At 67.4% G+C, this 17,087-nt stretch carries 13 protein-coding genes, 1 pseudogene and 1 riboswitch; of the genes and pseudogenes, 8 read left to right on the top strand and 6 right to left on the bottom strand.

Annotated features, from left to right (window positions below; translation table 11 throughout):
- Nucleotides 1–15: 15 nt before the first annotated feature.
- The 4 genes and pseudogenes from LuPra_RS07680 to LuPra_RS34295 all read left to right on the top strand — a co-directional run.
- A complete protein-coding gene (locus tag LuPra_RS07680; RefSeq protein ID WP_110170206.1) occupies nt 16–669 on the top strand; it encodes a response regulator in 654 nt (217 codons plus the stop codon).
- A gap of 214 nt (nt 670–883) precedes the next feature.
- Entirely contained in the window at nt 884–3,934 is a 3,051-nt protein-coding gene (locus tag LuPra_RS07675) for a M4 family metallopeptidase (protein ID WP_110170205.1), read from the top strand.
- Between the two features lie 92 nt (nt 3,935–4,026).
- A complete protein-coding gene (locus LuPra_RS07670) occupies nt 4,027–4,581 on the top strand; it encodes a hypothetical protein (RefSeq protein ID WP_157898867.1) in 555 nt (184 codons plus the stop codon).
- A gap of 64 nt (nt 4,582–4,645) precedes the next feature.
- A pseudogene (locus LuPra_RS34295) lies at nt 4,646–4,840 on the top strand (type II secretion system protein); the annotation flags it as partial.
- A gap of 1,357 nt (nt 4,841–6,197) precedes the next feature.
- Here LuPra_RS34295 and LuPra_RS07660 read toward each other — a convergent pair.
- Nucleotides 6,198–7,136 carry an alpha/beta hydrolase gene (locus tag LuPra_RS07660; RefSeq protein ID WP_110170203.1) on the bottom strand — a complete coding sequence of 313 codons (939 nt, stop codon included), beginning with the start codon at nt 7,134–7,136 and terminating at the stop codon, nt 6,198–6,200.
- A gap of 226 nt (nt 7,137–7,362) precedes the next feature.
- Entirely contained in the window at nt 7,363–7,698 is a 336-nt protein-coding gene (locus LuPra_RS07655; protein ID WP_110170202.1) for a hypothetical protein, read from the bottom strand.
- On the opposite strand from LuPra_RS07655, the gene LuPra_RS07650 reads away from it, so the two are divergent.
- Nucleotides 7,684–8,724 carry a serine/threonine-protein kinase gene (locus LuPra_RS07650; RefSeq protein ID WP_157898866.1) on the top strand — a complete coding sequence of 347 codons (1,041 nt, stop codon included), beginning with the start codon at nt 7,684–7,686 and terminating at the stop codon, nt 8,722–8,724. The two genes, LuPra_RS07655 and LuPra_RS07650, sit on opposite strands and share 15 nt — an antisense overlap.
- A gap of 219 nt (nt 8,725–8,943) precedes the next feature.
- Nucleotides 8,944–9,915 carry a hypothetical protein gene (locus tag LuPra_RS07645; protein WP_110170200.1) on the top strand — a complete coding sequence of 324 codons (972 nt, stop codon included), beginning with the start codon at nt 8,944–8,946 and terminating at the stop codon, nt 9,913–9,915.
- A 129-nt stretch (nt 9,916–10,044) separates the two neighbouring features.
- On the opposite strand, the gene LuPra_RS07640 is transcribed toward LuPra_RS07645, so the two are convergent.
- Entirely contained in the window at nt 10,045–10,482 is a 438-nt protein-coding gene (locus LuPra_RS07640) for a hypothetical protein (protein WP_110170199.1), read from the bottom strand.
- A gap of 121 nt (nt 10,483–10,603) precedes the next feature.
- Here LuPra_RS07640 and LuPra_RS07635 point away from each other — a divergent pair, with 121 nt between their 5' ends.
- Both LuPra_RS07635 and LuPra_RS07630 read left to right on the top strand, forming a co-directional pair.
- Nucleotides 10,604–10,957, top strand: coding sequence for a PadR family transcriptional regulator (locus LuPra_RS07635; RefSeq protein ID WP_234800781.1), 354 nt, complete (start codon nt 10,604–10,606; stop codon nt 10,955–10,957).
- Nucleotides 10,950–13,652 carry an ABC transporter permease gene (locus tag LuPra_RS07630; protein WP_110170197.1) on the top strand — a complete coding sequence of 901 codons (2,703 nt, stop codon included), beginning with the start codon at nt 10,950–10,952 and terminating at the stop codon, nt 13,650–13,652. Before LuPra_RS07635 ends, LuPra_RS07630 begins: the two co-directional genes overlap by 8 nt.
- Nucleotides 13,653–13,737: 85 nt before the next feature.
- Here LuPra_RS07630 and LuPra_RS07625 read toward each other — a convergent pair whose 3' ends face one another.
- The 3 genes from LuPra_RS07625 to LuPra_RS07615 form a co-directional block, all read right to left on the bottom strand.
- Complete coding sequence (locus tag LuPra_RS07625; protein ID WP_157898865.1) at nt 13,738–14,694, bottom strand: SPFH domain-containing protein; 957 nt, start codon at nt 14,692–14,694, stop codon at nt 13,738–13,740.
- A riboswitch (cyclic di-AMP (ydaO/yuaA leader) is annotated at nt 14,694–14,857 on the bottom strand. (Overlaps the previous gene by 1 nt.)
- A 56-nt stretch (nt 14,858–14,913) precedes the next feature.
- Nucleotides 14,914–16,074, bottom strand: a complete 1,161-nt coding sequence (locus LuPra_RS07620; protein ID WP_110170195.1) for an alpha/beta hydrolase family protein — start codon at nt 16,072–16,074, stop codon at nt 14,914–14,916.
- A gap of 9 nt (nt 16,075–16,083) precedes the next feature.
- Complete coding sequence (locus LuPra_RS07615) at nt 16,084–17,085, bottom strand: YncE family protein (RefSeq protein ID WP_110170194.1); 1,002 nt, start codon at nt 17,083–17,085, stop codon at nt 16,084–16,086.
- Nucleotides 17,086–17,087: the final 2 nt, after the last annotated feature.

Genomic DNA, 17,087 nt, shown 5'->3' with positions numbered 1-17,087 from the left:
CACCTCGAGGCTCGTGTGGCCGGTGACACTTCCCCACTCGCCGTTGCGGTCATCGACGATGACCGCGGCACCCGCGAAGGTCTCGCGGCGCTGATTGGCGGTACGCCAGGATTCCGGTGCGTTGGTACTTACGGTTCTGTCGAGGACGCGCTGAAACGACTCCCCGACGTGACGCCGGACGTCGTGCTGCTCGACATCAACCTGCCTGGACTGAGCGGATCGGAGGGTGTCGGCCTGCTCCGCGATCGGTGCCCGCGCGCGCAGATCGTGATGCTGACCGTCTTTGCCGAGGAGGAGCGGATCTTCGAATCTCTCTGCAATGGCGCGTGCGGGTATCTCCTGAAGAAGACGCCGCCGGCGCGCCTGCTCGACGCCATCGCCGAAGCGCACGCCGGCGGTTCCCCGATGTCGCCCGACATCGCGCGGAAGGTCGTCGTGGCCCTGCAGCGGCCCGCTCCGATCGACAAGCCGGAACAGGCGCTCACGCCGCATGAACTGCGGATCATCGGCCTGCTTGCCAATGGCGACAGCTACCAGGACGTTGGCGATCGTCTCGGCATCACCGTCAACACGGTTCGCAATTACATCCGGCGCATCTACGAGAAGCTGCACGTCCACACGAAATCGCAAGCCGTCAGCAAGGCCCTCCGCGGCCGCCTCATCCCCTGACACCGTTGTCGTCGCGCAACGGCGATGTGCCGCGCATGCCACCGCTGATGAAAACAGCATGGTCATGCTCTGTGCAGGGACCAGCCGACGATCTACCGTTGCCCACCTTCCGTCACGGGCCTGGAACGCAGACGCGCCATCGTGAGCGGGCGGCCGCACGCCGCGTGCCTCGCCACGTCGTGATCCTGGCTGCCTTCCGTATGGAGGATTGGACGTGGACTCGATCGCGCTGGCCCGGGGTCGGCTGATCACGGGCATCACCTGGGCACTCCTGATCCTTGGCCGGCCATCCGATGCCGCGCCCGCCGGTGCCGTCACGGGACAGGGCGCACGGGGCGAATGGCTGGTGACCGCCAACGTCCACCTCGGCCCCGATGGCACCGTCAGTGGCCAGTTCCAGGTGCTCGGCCGCCTCCAGGACGGAACACCGCTGGCCTGCCGGTACGACACGTTCCGGCGCATGGTGATCCTCGTCAACCAGGCCAGGTTCGACGCGTCTGGCACGTGCGGATACCGGGCCGACGGGCGCGGTGTCGAGTTCGCCGCCGAGAACCGGATCGTCATCGTCGACAACGGCGAACCGGGCGCGGGCCGTGACGCGCTGGACGTCAACTTCCTCGGCACCTCCGGTATCGCCATCCCTGGTGGCGCGATCGATCGCGGCAACTTCGACGTGGCCGCGGCGCCACAACCGTCACTCGACGAACTGCAACTCACGGCGCTGCGACAGCTGCAGGCCGCCTCGCGCAACACCGCCGAGGTGCGCTTCGAACATGGCTTCCCCCAGGGTGTCATCGGCCAGATTCCGGTCCGCGGCGCCGACCCCGTCGAGCGCGCGCGCCTCTTCCTCGATGACTACAAGGATCTGTATCGCCTGAACAGCCCAGACTTCCGCCTGGGAGTGCGCCGCGTGGCCACGTCCCCGGCCGCGCCTGTCCAGGTCGTCACGTTCTTCCAGACCGTCCAGGGGCTACCGGTTCACGGCGCCGAGATCGTCGTCGTGTTGAAGGGCGACATCCTGTACGGCACGTCGGGATCGTTGATCCCGAGCGGTGTACGCCTGAATCCGATTGCCGACATCACGGCGGAAGACGCGGAGAACCGCGCGCGGTTGTATGCGGGATTCCGCGGTGCCGCGATTACCGGCAGGACCGGGCTGACGGTGTTCGACCCGAGCCTCGCGGGGCTGGCGAGCCGACCACCGCCACATCCCGCGCTTGCCTGGCAGGTCACGCTCGGCAATCCGAACCCTCAACGGCTGTTCGTGGACGCGCACACCGGCGAGGTGCTGCTGCGCGTGTTCCTGGGCGAACAGGACTACGAACTCGACCTGGAGACGGCGAACAATCTCGTGGGCGCGAGCACGTCATTCTGTTACTGGAACACGACCGACGACGACAACATCGGCGACGAGGATGGAATCGACGATGAGTTCGATTCGGATCCGGACGCCATCAACGCGCTCGACTTCTCGAAGTCGACCTACGACTTCTACAACGGCACGTTCGGCCGCGATTCCTACGACAACGACGGCAACGAGATCGAGGTGTTCATCCACGCCCGAATCGTCGACAGCTCTGGCAACGTCGTGCAGAACGCCAACTACTTCGGCCGCATGTGCAGCATCGGCGAGGAGGGCTTCGAGTTCTCGGACGGCTTCGTCCAGGACGATGTCATGACGCACGAGTTCACGCACGGCGTCGTCCATTACGGCTCGAATCTCAACCAGGGAAACCTGCCCGGGGCGCTCAACGAAAGCCTGGCAGACATCTTCGCGTTCTTCCACACCAACGACCCCGTCCAGGGCGAGAACGTGCCGGGGGCGACAGGCTGCGCGGGACTACCGGGTGGGCGAGGCCTGCGTGACCTCAGCAACCCGCAGAATTGCGGCGACCCCGATCGCTGGGGCGAGCGATTCACCGGCTCGTCCGACAACGGCGGCGTGCATACCAATGCCGGTATCACCAACAAGGCCGCGTTCCTGCTCGCCCGCGGCGGTACGCATCCCGACACGGGCATCATCGTCAACGGCGTCGGCGACGCGATCACACGGGACCTCTTCTACCGGGCGATGCAGTTCATGCCGGCCAATGCCGATCCGTTCATCGAACGCGACGTCGTCGTGGCCTTCGCGTCGGCGCTCGGTCACCCCGCGTCGGTCGTCACCGCGGCCAGGACGGCTTTCCTGGCGGTGGAGGTCGGCATCCTCAAGAACGACGTCGATGGTGACTCCTTCGCGGACGGCGTCGACGTGTGCCCGTTCAAGTTCAACACCGGGCAGGAGGATGCCGACGGCGATGGGATTGGCGATGCCTGCGACAACGATGCCGACGGCGACGGCGCACCGGAGATTTGTTCCACGCCACAGTGCCTGCTCAACAAGGACAACTGTCCCGGCATCTACAACCCGGATCAGGCCGACGCCAACTTCAACAGCATCGGCACGGCGTGCGACCCACTCGAGGACGGGGATCTCGACGACGACCACGTGCCCGACAAGGAAGATAACTGCCCGGGTGACTACAACCCGAAGGTCTTCCAGGACGGGCGTGCCTTCCAGCCCGACGTCGACGGCGACGGCGAGGGTGATGCGTGCGATCCGGACGGGGATGGCGACACGGTACCGAACGACAGCGACAACTGCATCAACGTCGCGAACACTGACCAGGCCGACACGGATGGCGACCTGCTCGGCGACGCGTGCGACAGGTGTGCGCAGGATCGCGATCTCAACGTCGCATGGGGCTACTTCAAGGATCCGGTCACGGGCGAGGTGCACCTCCACCAGGTCGTGTCGGATACGGATGGGGACGGCACACCGGACGCCTGTGACGTTGACGGCTACGGCCGGACCGTGATCCATCTCGATGGCGCGCCGTACACGCCGTCGAGGGGACTGCAGCCGGACGGGCAGCCGCGCTCGGTGCACGTCACGGCCGACCCCGGCACCACCGTGTCGATCCCGATCCCACTCTGCCTGGGGGAGTGTCCGGCCGCGCCGCCACCGGAGGCGTGTGTCTCGTTCGAGTTCAACGGCCTCGAACCCCATGTGATCGCGGCGATCACCGACGAGCGGGCGGAAGGGGTGGGGGCACTGAGCCAACGCATCCCGGCCAGCACGTTCGGCTTGCCACGCATCCTTCGCGCCCAGCCGCGTGGGGGCCGATTCTACTCGCTGACCTTCAGCTTCTCGCCGGAGTTCTCCGGAGAGACGGCATTCACCCTCATCGAACGATCGTGCGTGCTTCGCGATCGCGCACGGTGACCAGGGCGTACCGCAGAACATCGAGCCAAGACTCGAGGAGTCGACCGATGAAAAACATGCTAAGAACTGCAGCCGTTGCAGCGGCCGGATTGTTGGTCCTGACGCTGGCGCTCACCACTGACGGCGCGCGGGTGGCCGCTCAGGGGATGAAACCGCTTCTGGTCCAGATCATGAACACGGCAGCGGAGCCGGTCCCAGTGGTGTCGTCGGTCGATCGCGTCCTGCTGCGCGAGCAGTTGGCGCCGACCGGCATCTGTCCCACTGCCACTCATGAGGTACAACGGGTCCTCCCGGATGGCACATTCGGCGGCTCGTTCATCGTCCCGCCGGGCAAGAAGTTGGTGCTCACCGATCTCGAGGCAATCATCCGGGCGCAACCCGCTCTGGCATTCCCGCTTGGGGGGGTGGCCAGGATCGATGCATTCACCGGCCCTACCACCCTTTCGCGTGTCATCAGTGCGCAGGGACAAGTGAATGCCGACGCGGTATTCGCCGGCGTCATCCCGGTGAGCGAGCATCTTCAGACGGGCGGCGTCATCGGTTCTGATCTCCCCGTGTGCCTGGAGGAATACGTCCTGATCTCGAATGGCGGCCACGCAGCGGAACTTCAGGAGGCGAGGCTCCACGGGTATCTGATCGACCAATGAGGTGACGCGCGGCGTGACCGTTGACGACGACATCGCCCATCGACCATTGCACAGGGGAGGCGCCATGAACGTACGGCGTAGCTACTCGTCGCTCACACCAGGTCGGCCTCGCCTCGCAGGCCGCAGGGGTTTCACGCTCATCGAACTCCTGGTCGTCATTGCCATCCTTGGCGTGCTGTTCGGGCTGATGCTGCCGGCCGTCCAGAAGGTGCGCGAGGCGGCCAACCGTGTCGCGGCGGCCGAGTCGCTCGAGCACCTCGCGACGTTGGCACGGGCGCTCGCGGCCAAGGACGTCGACGGCGACGGGCGGGCCAACTACCCCGATCTCGAGCAGATGCTGCCGGCGCTCGATGCCCGCCGCTTCCAGGTCGTGCCCGGACCGTCGCAGACACTGGTCAGCCATGGATACGTGTTCACCATCCAGACCGGCGAGGCGCACACCTCGTTCCACTGGATGGCGCTGGCGGCGCCAATTCGTGGGGCGGCTTCTGGTGAAGCCTTGACCATCGACGAGACGCAGACGATCCGACGACTGGCGTCCGTCTGCAGTTCCGGCACTGGCCTGGTGCTGGATGGTGAGACGTGGAGGTGCCCGGCAGACGCCTACGCGGGGCTGTTGACCTCGCTGGGGTCCTATCGGGCCGGCGCATACACATGGAAGAGCGCCCCCGCGGTTGCGGGACTGATATGGAGCACTCGAAGCTTTGTCTGGAAGGCGGACGACTGGTCGGCCGGCATCTGGTCGTTGCCTGACGCACCGGCACGGTGGGGCAACGACGTCCCGGGTGATGCGAACACGCCACTCCTGCAGGGCCGGCCGCTGAGCGACTCTCCCGGCAACATGAGCCTCATCGGGGTGAGCGCACTCGAGACCCTGCACCTGTTGAGTCCGGAGACCCTGGCACTGGCCCGATCACGTGCGCAGGATCCCGCCTTCATCAGTGCGCTGCAGGAGCTGTTCGATCAGAACAGGGACGGCATGCTCGGCCTTCGCGAGCTGATCGACCCCGACGCGACACTGGCCATCATCGGCCAGCTCGCGGGTGTCCGGGAACTCGATTCCGGACTGGAGGCCGTTGTGCGCCGCGTCATCGCGCAGCTCGCCGAGCAGTTGCTGCCGCCCCTGAGCGGTGAAACGGCGTTGCCGGCAGTACAGCGGCCCATCGCCGGCCCGCTGGCTCCGCTGCTGGCGTTGGTCCCGCCCGATTCGCGCTATGCGTCGCTGGACCTGCTGCGCAACGAGGTGGCGCTGCTCGACGCGAGGCCGTTGCCTGCCGGTGACATGACGGCCGACGAGCAGACGAATCAGCGGCGGCTCTCGACGCTGATCGGGATCGTGGACGGCCTCCCGCCGCTCCTTCGGTTTGGCCGCATCGAGGAACTCGTCCAGACGCTGGTGAAGGTGCGGGATGTCGTCAGCAGCGACCAGGAGCGGGCATGGGTCGGCGGCGATGCCGCGGTGGCGATCGAGCGAGCGACGGCGCAGGCACTCGGCGCGCTCGGGCGCGCCGACCTCGTATCGGCAAGCCGCCAGCCGTAGTGCTGCGCAGGGCCTGTCCCGAGGAACAGCTGACCGAGCGTCGGCAGCCGGCCAGCTGACCGACTGATGTCCGAACTCACCGCTTGGGGTGGGCGCCGTACAGGAACGTCAGCGCGGCAGCCATCCGACCCGCCCAGAAGCGCGAACTGTGATTCGCGCTCGGCTCGACGACGAACATCACCTCGGAGCGCTTGATGTAGGCGGACCGCAGGTTGTTCGCGAGCCGCTCGGTCATCTCGAGCCCTCCTTTCTCCGCTTCGCTGCGCTCCAGGCGGAAAGGCCTGAGATACGCGTCGATGTCCGGGAAGTCCAGCTCGCTCGTGCCAACGCCTATCGCGATCCGATCCGGTGCGCGTGCCAGCATGGCGGTGTCCCGCAGCAATTGCCCATTTCCGAGCAGGAGACTCGGGCTCTGCAGCAGTGCCAGGCCAAACAGGTCGGGCCTGTGCAGCGAGACCCAGAGCGCCCCCGCCGCCCCGAGCGAACAACCACCGATTCCCGTCTGACCGGGATCCTTCGTCACGCGGTACCGGCTTCTCACGAACGGGACCACCTCGTCGGCAAAGAAGCGAGGCAGCAACTTGCCTCTGGGCTCCGGGGCTGACGCGTCCGTCACGGGGTTGTTGTAGGCCGCATACTCCTGGTTCCTCGATGTCCCGCTGTCGATGCCGACAATGACGACGGCCGGGATGGTGCCGGCGGCGATCAGGGCGAGGACCGTCTCGTCGAGCCGCAACTCCTGCTCGCCCTTGAAGGCGGTGCAATTGTCGAAGGCTCCCTGGCCGTCGAGCATGTATAGCGTCGGATACGTCCGATCCGCTGGTCCATCGGCGTAGCCTGGCGGCAACCAGACGCGCATGGTGATGTCGCGCTGATACACCGCACTGGTCAGTGTCTCGATCCTCAGGTCACCCGAGACCGACGGCACGCACGTGTCCTGCCCGCCGGCACGGGCAGGCTGCGACACAAGAAGAACGAAAGCGGCCACGGCCAGGCGCAACCACGTCGACACCATATCTGCCCTTTCGACTCCTGGGCCGGGCTCGGAGAGCCGGCCCTACCTTCCCCGTCCGCGATCCACGATCCGCGATCTGCCCGTTACGCAGGCGTCATCGCTCCTGCATGTGCGGCTCTTCACGCACAACGAGGCGCAGGCCGTTCGGTTAACACGTGCTCCGGGTCGCGGTCGACTGAGGCCGAGCCTCGGCGAACCCTGACCGCCGGGCCGCCTGGCTCGCGCCTCAGTGGGCGATGCTGAGCGTCCCGTCGAAGTGGCCCGAAGTCACACCGCTGATGAAGTCCAGCGTGCGTTCGACGCGGATGGTGCCGCTGGCCCCGGAAAAGCGGCCGGTTCCACCCGTGATGGTCTGCGACTCGCCGATCACGATTCGGCCATGCTCGAGGTCAGCCTCGAGGATCCCACCGGAGGTGTTCGCCGTAATCCGGTCGCCGTTGGCAGCCGTCCAGGTCGCCGTGCCGGCGCCGTCGCCAGTCGTCTCGTCGACGATGATCTCGGCCGAGTAGCTGAGGAGCCCGAGATGCGTGCCGTTGCCGGTGCCGCTATGGCGCCCGAGCAAGCCAGCGGCCTTCCCGCCGACGCGCGCGTCGATATCTTCTCGTTCGGTCGCGTCCTCCAGGACATGATGGGAGCCGCCACCCAGTCACACGGGGCAGGTACGGACACGGTGCGGGAAGCGCTCGCGCGAGTGGTCGCCACGTGCCTCGAGCACGATCCCGGCCGGCGCTACGCGAGCGTGAGCGACGTGCGTCGCGAATTGGAATGGCTCCGCGAGCCCTCCGGCACGCAGGCCGCGCTCTCCTCGCCGAATCGACATCGTCCTGCGCTCACCCGGCGGCAGGCCGGCACGGCAATGGCAGTGCTGATGCTGGCCCTGGCGGCAGGCGGCTATGCGTACTCGCATCGGCCGCGGCCGTTGACGTCGCAGGACACGATCGTCCTCGCCGATTTTGCCAATCGAACCGGCGACCCCGTCTTCGACGGCACCTTGCGACAGGGGCTGACTATCCAGTTGCAGCAGTCGCCGTTTCTCGCGCTCGTCTCGGAGGAGCGCGTGCGAGGGACGCTCCGCCTCATGGATCGCCGTGACGCGGGGCCACTCACACCCGACGTGGCGATCGAGATCTGTCAGCGAACGGCGAGCACGGCGGTGGTGGAACCCTCGATCGCCGGTCTCGGCAGCCGTTACGTCCTGGGCCTGCGTGCGAGGCAGTGCCAGACCGGCACCGTACTCTTCGAGCAGCAGGCCGAAGCGGCCAGCAAGGACGATGTCCTGGCGGCCCTCAGCCGCCTCTCGGCCGACTTCAGGGCGCAGGTCGGTGAGTCGCTCAGTACCGTGCAGCGTCACGGAACGCCGCTCGCCGAGGCCACGACCTCCTCGCTCGAGGCGCTGAAAGCGTACAGCGAGGCGTGGAACGTCGAACTCGGCCACGATCCGGCGGCCGCAGTGGTTCTCCTGCAACGTGCCCTCGCCATCGACCCCGAGTTCGCAATGGCCCATGCCTTCCTCGGACGCGTGTACGGCGACATCGCCGAATCGCGACTGGCGGCCGAGAGCGCGTCGGAGGGCATACGCACTGCGTGAGCGCACGAGCGACCGCGAACGATTCTTCATCACGCTCTCGTACGAGTTGCAGGTGACGGGCAACCTGGAACAGGCGCTGCGCACCGGTGAGCTGTGGTCGCGCACCTATCCTCGCGATCGCGCGCCACACACGTTCCTGTCGCTGATCACCCAGCAACTGGGGCGACATGAGCAGTCACGGGACCATGCCAGGCAAGCGCTGTCGATCGACCCGGATTCGTGCCCGCCTATGCCAATCTCGCCTGGGCCGAGGTGCTGCTCGAGCGCAGGAGCGAGGCCGCGGCCACGCTGCAACGCGCAGTCGCCCGCCACCTCGAGTTCCCCGATTTCATCGTGCTGCGATGCTGCTTCGCGTTCCTCGATCGCGATGACGCTGCCATGGCGCGCGCGGCCGCCATGGGGACCGCCAGTTCCGGAGTTGAAGACTGGATGGCGCACCAGCAGGCCGCCGTCCTCGCGCACGCCGGACGGTTGCGCGAGGCGCGAACGATGACGCGACAGGCCGTGGCTCTCGCCCTGCAGTCAGGCGGGCGAGAACGGGCGGCCTTGTATGAAGCCGGCAGCGCCGTCCGCGAGTCCCTCCGAGGGGCCGCTCGGCAGGCAGCAACTGACGCGCTGGCGCTCTCGACGGCTCGCGACGTCGAGTACGGCGCCGCCCTCGCCCTTGCGCTGGCGGGGGAGGCGCCACGTGCCCGCACACCGGCCGACGATCTCGAGGCGCGGTTCCCCGACGACACGCTGGTCCGGTTCATCGACTTGCCGACGCTGCGGGCGTTGGTCGATCTTCAGGCCGGCGGTGCGGTCTTGGCCGTCGATCGATTGCAACTCGCGGTGCCGCGCGACCTGGCGTTCCAGGGCGGCTCGTTCGGGTCGTTCGGCAGCCTGTACACCGCATACGTCCGTGGCCTGGCCTGGATGGCCGCGGACAAGGCGCCCGAGGCGGCCGGGGAGTTCCGGACTGTGCTGGCCCATCCCGGACTCGTGCTGCAAGACCCGGTGGGCATCGCGGCCCGGGTGCAGCTGGCGCGTGCCCTCGCACGGTCCGGAGATCATTCGCAGGCGGCCGTCATGTACCGCGAGTTCCTCGACCTGTTCAATCACGCAGATCAGGACGTCCCGTTACTGGGCGACGCGCGCGTGGAACTGGCCCGCCTGCATCCGGGCCACAACCACCGATCAGAGGCAAAGTAGAAACGATGAAGGGCGAAAAGGGCGAAAAGACAGAATCGAAGGCGGAAAGACCTTCAAGGCCTCAAGTCCTGAAGCCTTTGCCCTTTCCCCTTCGATTCTGCCTTTTACTCTTTTCGCCCTTTCGCCTTTTTACCTTTCCCTGGCGCTGAGCGCGATCGGCAGGCCGACGCACACGATGTGGATCACGACCATGGTGACGATCGACGACCACGTCGGCGCTCCCCTGGTGACTCGCGACAGCGGTAACACCGCCAGTTGCATCACCGCGTACACCGCCACGCCATAGACGATGCCGCAGGCGACCGGTCGCAACCGCAGCACCGGCCAGCGGCGGCTCGCCGCGACGTATACCGACGCCGCACCGAAGGCAATCGCGAAGTGGAAGGCGAGCCCGGCTGCCGCCGTCGCGGCGCCGCCGCGGAAGGCTGCCGGCCCGAGTGCGCCGCTGGCGATGTACTGCAGCACGCGCACCGGCGACACGCGGGGCCAGGAGATGGCAAACGCCGCAAGGATGTCGAGCACCCCCGCGAGCGTGCCGCCGAGAAGAACGACGCGGGCTGGACGCATGGGCGTCAGTGTGCACCAGCGGATCGCGAATTGGGAACCGGGCAACCGGGCATCAGGCATCAGGCATCAGGCATCAGGTTGCCTTGCATTCGCCGCAGCACAGCCATTAGCATATGTGGCTATGACTTCTATCGACCCGCGGATGCTCGCGCGCGAGCTCAAGAAGGGTTCGGCCGAGCTGATCATCCTGTCGATCGTCGAGCCGCGACCACGGCACGGCTACGAGATCAGCAAGTTGATCGCGGAACGGTCCAACGGGCAGGTGACCTTTCACGTGGCCTCGCTCTATCCCCTGCTCTACCGCCTCGAGGAACGCGGCTGGCTGCAGGGCAAGTGGGTCGAGCGGGCGGGCGAGCGCCGGCGCCGGTACTACGGCCTCACCGCCGAGGGCCGGCGGGTGCTGTTGCAGCAGCGCGAGACGTGGAAGTCCTTCGTCGACGCCGTCGGCCTCATCACCGGAGTGGACCATGTCTGAGTGGGCACCCCATGTTCGCGCGCAACTCGCGCGCCTGCAGCTCGATGGTTCGCGCGAGCTCGAGATCGTCGAGGAGCTGTCGCAGCATCTCGACGAGCGCTTCGAGGAGTTGCGCCGCGAGGGTCACGACGAGGCGAGAGCGCGCCAGCTGGCCGTGGAAGAACTCGTGGAGCCGACGACGCTCGCCGCGCAGATGTCTCCGCTGCGCCAGGCGGCGCACGCGCCGGCACCGGTCCTGGGCGCGCCGAAGACATCCCGACTCGGTGACCTGTGGCAGGACCTCCGCTATGGCGGACGCATGCTCGGCAAGAACCCGCTCATCGCGGCCACGGCCATCCTGACGATCGCCCTCGGCATCGGTGCCAACAGCGCCATCTTCGCGTTGGTCGACGCGACGCTGCTCCGGCCGCTGCCGTTCCCGGATCCCGCGCAGATCGTGCTTGCCTGGGAGCGCACCCCGACGACGTCGCGTGGACTGGTGTCGCCGCTGAACATGGTCGATTGGGCCGGCCGGAGCCGCAGCTTCGCCGCCATCGGCGGCTTCACGGCCAATGTGGGCGGCATGGTGATGGGCAACGCCGACGGCCTGGCCGACACCGTGTCGCGGCAGTGGGTGACCGCCGACATCTTCACCGTACTCGGCGTGCAGCCGCTGGCCGGGCGCGCGTTCCAGCCGTCCGACGATTTGCAGCGCCGCAACGTGGTCGTACTCGGCGAGGACTTCTGGCGTGAGCGCTTCCACGGCGATCGGCAGGTGGTCGGCCGCGAAGTTCGGCTCGATGGCGAGCTGTACACGATCGTGGGGGTGGTGCCACGGGCCGCGCAGGTCATCGGACGCACGGATCTCTGGGCGCTCCTCTCGATCCAGGGCGCTCCTGCCCGGGCCCGTGGTAGCCATGTGTTTGTCGCCGTCGGCCGACTCCGACCGGGCGTGACCCGCGAGGCTGGCCAGAGCGAGATCGACGCGGTCGCCGCCGCCCTCGCCCGCGAGTTCCCCGACACCAACGCGCAGCGGTCCGTGCGACTCGAGGCGCTGCACGAGGCGGTCTTCGGCACGGAACTGCGGCAGACATCCGTCCTGTTCATCGGCGTGGTCGGCCTGGTGCTGCTGATGTGCTGCGCCAACGTGGCCAACCTCCTGATGACCCGCGCCACGGTGCGCCAACGCGAATTCGCGGTCCGCGCGGCGCTGGGCGCCGACCGTCGTCGCATCATCCGGCAGCTGATGGCCGAAAGCCTGGCGCTGGCGGTCATCGGCGGGCTCCTCGGCCTGGCAATAGGCGCCGCGATCCTGCGTGTCGCGCCGTCGCTGATGCCCGAGGCGCTCCTCCCCACGGTGCTGACCCTCATCATCGATGCCCGCATCGCGGCCTTCTGTGCCGTCATGGTGTTGTTGGTCGGCGTGCTGTTCGGCATCGCCCCTGCGTGGCATGCCAGCTCGCTGTCGGCGGCGCAGACGATGTCGGGAACGCGCAGCGCAACGGGTCGGGGCGGGCGAGTCCGCGAACTGCTGGTGGCCGGGCAGGTGGCGGTGGTCACCGTGTTGCTCGTCGGCGCCGGCCTGCTCCTGCGCACGTTGATGGCCGTCGAGGGTGTCGACCGCGGCTACGCCGCCGACCAGGTGCTCAGCATGGTCGTGGACCCGATGTCGGACACCTATCCCACTGACGAAGCCGAGATGCAGTTCTACGGAGCCGTGGAGCAGGAGATCCGCGCGTTGCCGGGCGTGCAGGGTGTCGCGTGGGCAACGACGCTGCCGCTGGGCGAGTCGTACGAGGGCACGGCGTTCTTCGAGATCGAAGGGCAGCCGGCGCCGGCCACGAGTCAACGCCCCGCGGCCGACATGCAGATCGTCAGTCCAAGCTACTTCGAGACGCTGGGTGTGCCCGTGCTCCAGGGACGTCCCTTCGACGGGCGCGATATCGCCGGTGGCGTGCACGTCTGCATCGTCAACGAGGCGTTCGTGCGCCGGCACCTGCCGGGCGGCTCCCCGATCGGCCGGCGGCTCGTCATCCGCGAATCCGATTCGCCGCAGGCCGTCGCCGTGGTGCGCGAGATTGTGGGCGTGGCGCGACAGGTCAAGGCGTCACCCACCGAGACCGAGGACCTGCTGCAGATCTACGTGCCGATGGCGCAGGACACGCCAGGCGACATCTTCCTGCTCGTGACCCCGCGCAGCGGGCCGGCAGCCGCGCTGACGATGCCCGTGCGCCAGGCGATCGGACGCGTGGACAAGGCGCAGCTCGTGAGCGTGCGCCATTTCATGACGCTCGACGAGGTCGCCGCCGTGGCCAACGCGCGGCACCGGTTCCGCGCCATCCTGGTCATGGCGTTTGCGGCCCTCGCGTTGCTGCTGGCGATGGTCGGCCTGTTCGGCATCCTCGCCTATGCCGTGCAGCAACGCATCCGCGACTTCGGCGTCCGCCGCGCACTCGGGGCCTCGACGCGTCACGTCCTGGCGCTGGTGGCCAGCAACGCCGCCTGGGTGTTCGCCGGAGGTATCGTGGCCGGCCTCGTCATTGCGAACATCCTGGGCCGCCTGATGGTGGCCATGCTGTTCGACGTGAAGCCGTCCGACCCAGTCACGTTCTTAGCTGTCGCGGTCGTGCTGGCCATCGGCGCGCTGGTATCGGCCATCGCTCCGGCCTGGCGCGCCGCCCGCATCGAGCCGGCGATCGCGCTCAGGAGCGAATAGAAAACGGCCTACAGCCTACGGCCTGCGGCCTACGGCCAACCAGCGGCAGGCTGCAGGCTGCAGGCTGCAGGCAATCGCTGCAGGGCTACTGGCTCTTCGGCGCCGGTGACGCCGGCGCGGGGAACGTTCCCGTGAGCGGCACACCCATCGGCCCGACCGGGATGTACACGGTCGTGTGATTCGGCGAGTTGACCATCAGCTTCTGCGCCTCGATGGCCTCGTGCTGGATGTACATCGCGCTGAGCTGTCCGCGAATGATCTGCATCGCACTGGCGATGCCCGCGGCCTGCACCTCGCGCTTGGTCCGGTCCTTCCGTTCGATTTCGATCTCGGTGTCCTTGCGCTCGAGTTCCTGGGTCGCCGCCAACTTGCGCGCCACCGCATCGGCCACCTCGGACGGGTACTGGACATTGCCGACCACGACGCTGCTGATGACGAAAGGACTGGCCTGGGCGTACTGCTGGATGCGACGCAACACCGCATCGCCGATGGTGATGAGGTCGTCCTTGACCTTCAACCCGTTGCGGCGCTGCACTTCGTCCCGGGCAAACGTGCGCAGCGGCTCACGCACGAAGTGCCCATAAGCCACCTTCACGATCGCGTCCGGGGCCTTCTCGGTGTCGCCGTTGCTGACGGTGGTGCTGAACCGCTCCATGAACAGCGGCACGCGAGCCTCGTCGACTCGCCACACGGTGTGGACGGCGAAGGAGATCTTGAGATTGTCCCGGCTCAGCACCGAGTTCTCGCCGGCGAACTCCTCTGTGTACGTGTAAGGCGTGACGCTCACGTTGGCGACGTCGAGCAGCCAGCCGCGTCCGGGCGACGTCGGCCCGCGCTGTACGCCATAGAAGCGGCTCTGCCCGAAGACGGCGCCCTTGGTCAGGTAGCCAACGTATCCGGCCGGCGTGTAGGGGTTGTGCGAACCGACCAGCCAGACGCCGGCCGCGAACGCAACGAAGGCGAAGGCAAGGATCGGAAGGGTTCGGAATGCGAGGATACGAAGAGCGGCGTACGCGCTCTCCCCGTGCAGGCGGTGCAACACGACAGACTCCACGCGCCGACGAGGTTAGCTGACGGGCTCGAGCCTGGAGTTGCTCTATCCGCGTGGTCCGTGTAGGAGTTCAGCGGAATTCGCCCCGGTGCGCGGTCATTCGCGCCTTGGGTCCCCCGTGACGCTGGTTGGGCGTCTTTGGCGTGATTTCAACATACGCCCGTGGCAACTGGAAGTCAACGCACCGTGTCAAGCGGAAAATCCACGCACTCAGCGAGACGTGCCCGGCAGGCGGTACTGCTGCAGCAGCCGGGAATACTCCGCATCCTGCGTGTACTCCGCCGCCCCCATCGTGACGACGCGGAGCACGCGTCGCGCGCGGGCACGCTCGGGCGACTCCTCCGCGGCCGTTGCCTGCGCATGGAGTTCAGCGAGGAATCGCTTCAGGCTGTGCAGGCTCTGCACCCGCAGCGTATCGTCGGTGAGTCCCGCCTGGTATCGCGCGAACTCGTCAAGCGCCTGCGTCTCCTTGTCGTCCTCGGCTCGCTCGCGATCGAGCGCGCGCTTGATGTCGTTGCGCCTGGCGAGTTCGGCCGCGCGTGTCTCGATGGCCTTCACGTCGCGCAAGGCGCGGAAGTCGTCCACCATCGCGCGCAGCAGGTGCACGGTGGCGGCGGTCTCGCCTGCGTCGGCGACGGCGCGCTCCTGCGTCGCCCAGAACTGATCGACCAGTGACCCGTCCTTCGTGCGCGCGCCCGATGCCATCGCCTGGAGCTCGAGCCATTCGATCGCCTGCATCGCCACATCCGGTGGCGGGAGCGTGTGCCCACCCTTGAAGATCACGACGCGATGAGGGGTCTTCAACGCGCGCCCGAGCGTCCGCATCTCGATGTAGTTGAAGTCAGCCACGCCGGCGGTGGCGAAAATCGGGAAGCGCACCGAGGATCGCGGGCGGCCATCGGGATAACCCGCACTCGACGCGATGACGCCGGCAATCGTCTTGTTCGCCAGCGCGATCTGCAGCGCCACCCGCGATCCTCCGGAGTGACCGGTCAGGTAGATGCGCTTGCCGTCGACAGCGAAACGCTGACCGATGTCCTGGAGCATCGCGTTGGCCGCGCGCAGCGACACGTCCCACGACCCGTTTCGCGACGTGTTCGATCCCGCGACGATGAAGCCGTAGCCCTCGGCCGCGTCACGATAGGTGTCGACGATGGCGCGCCCTCGCGCGCCGGGATGGAAGCCGATGAGAATCGGCCACGCACGATCGGTGCTGTACGTGGAAGGGAGGTAGAGCGCGTAGGTCTGCGTCGCATCACCGAGCGGCGTCACGGCCTCGATGACCTGGCCGCGCGGCAGGGTCTGGGCGGAGGCCGTCCCAGCCCAGACCAGTGCCATCACCGACAGGATCCACGCGCCCCGCGCCAGCATGCGGCAATCCTACCCCGGCGCGACTACGAGCACCTTCATCGTGCCCGGCGTGACCTGCGCCCGCCCGCCGTTGGGCGGACGCGTGGTGGTCGCCACCGGTACGTACACACGGTGCGTCACCGGGTCGAGGTACATGGTGCGACCTGACGGCTGCGTCTTCACCGTCTCGACGACGGTGAAGCGATCCGGCGCGTCCTCGTGAGCAATCGTCAGGACGCCGGTGCCGCTCGAGGCGAACGCGAGTCCCGTGGCGGGATCGAACCCGTTGCCGTCGACGCCGCCGGCGATCGGGAAACTCGTGACCACGCTGCCCGACTTGCTGTCCACGGCGACCATCCGGCCGTCGCACGCCGTCAGGAGCAGGTGATGCGCCGCGTCGAATGCGAGTGCAGTGGGGCCCTCGCATCCGGCGACTGGCCAGTTCGCGACGACACCATGCGTCTTGGTGTCGATCACTGCAATCGCGCCCTTGTCCTCGACGTTGACGTAGACCCGGCTCGCCGTGGCGTCCTCAACGGCTTCCTCCAGCGTGCCGCCGACCTCGATGGTCGTGATCACCTTGCCGCTCATCGCGTCGAACACCGTCACCGAACCGCCGGTGTGATTGAACGTCCAGACCTCCTTGCGATCGGGCAGGTAGCGAATGCTGTCGGGATTGGCGCCGGTGGGCACGGTCCCGAGCACGGACAACGTCTTCAGGTCGACGATGGTGGACGAATTCGCCCGCCCGTTGCTGGTGAACCCGCGACCGAGTTCCGGTGCGATGGCGAAGCCGTGGACGCCAGGGGTATCGGGGATCTCGCCGACGATCGCGCCGGTCTCGGTTTCGGCGACGACGATCTTCGTCGCGTGGGAGACGTACAGCCTGTGGGTCGCGGCGTCGGCGAGCACGTAGTCCCACCCGCCTTCACCGCCAATCTGGATCTCCCGGACGACCTGGTAGCCGGCAGCGGCACCGTACACGGTGACGCCGGCAGCCAGGCACATCAACAACCCGGTTCGAATGTGCATCG

The sequence above is a fragment of the Luteitalea pratensis genome (assembly GCF_001618865.1).
In the GTDB taxonomy this organism is placed as follows: Bacteria; Acidobacteriota; Vicinamibacteria; order Vicinamibacterales; family Vicinamibacteraceae; genus Luteitalea; species Luteitalea pratensis.
Note: the sequence above shows the minus strand (reverse complement) of the source record. Positions and strands in the feature narration are given on the sequence as shown.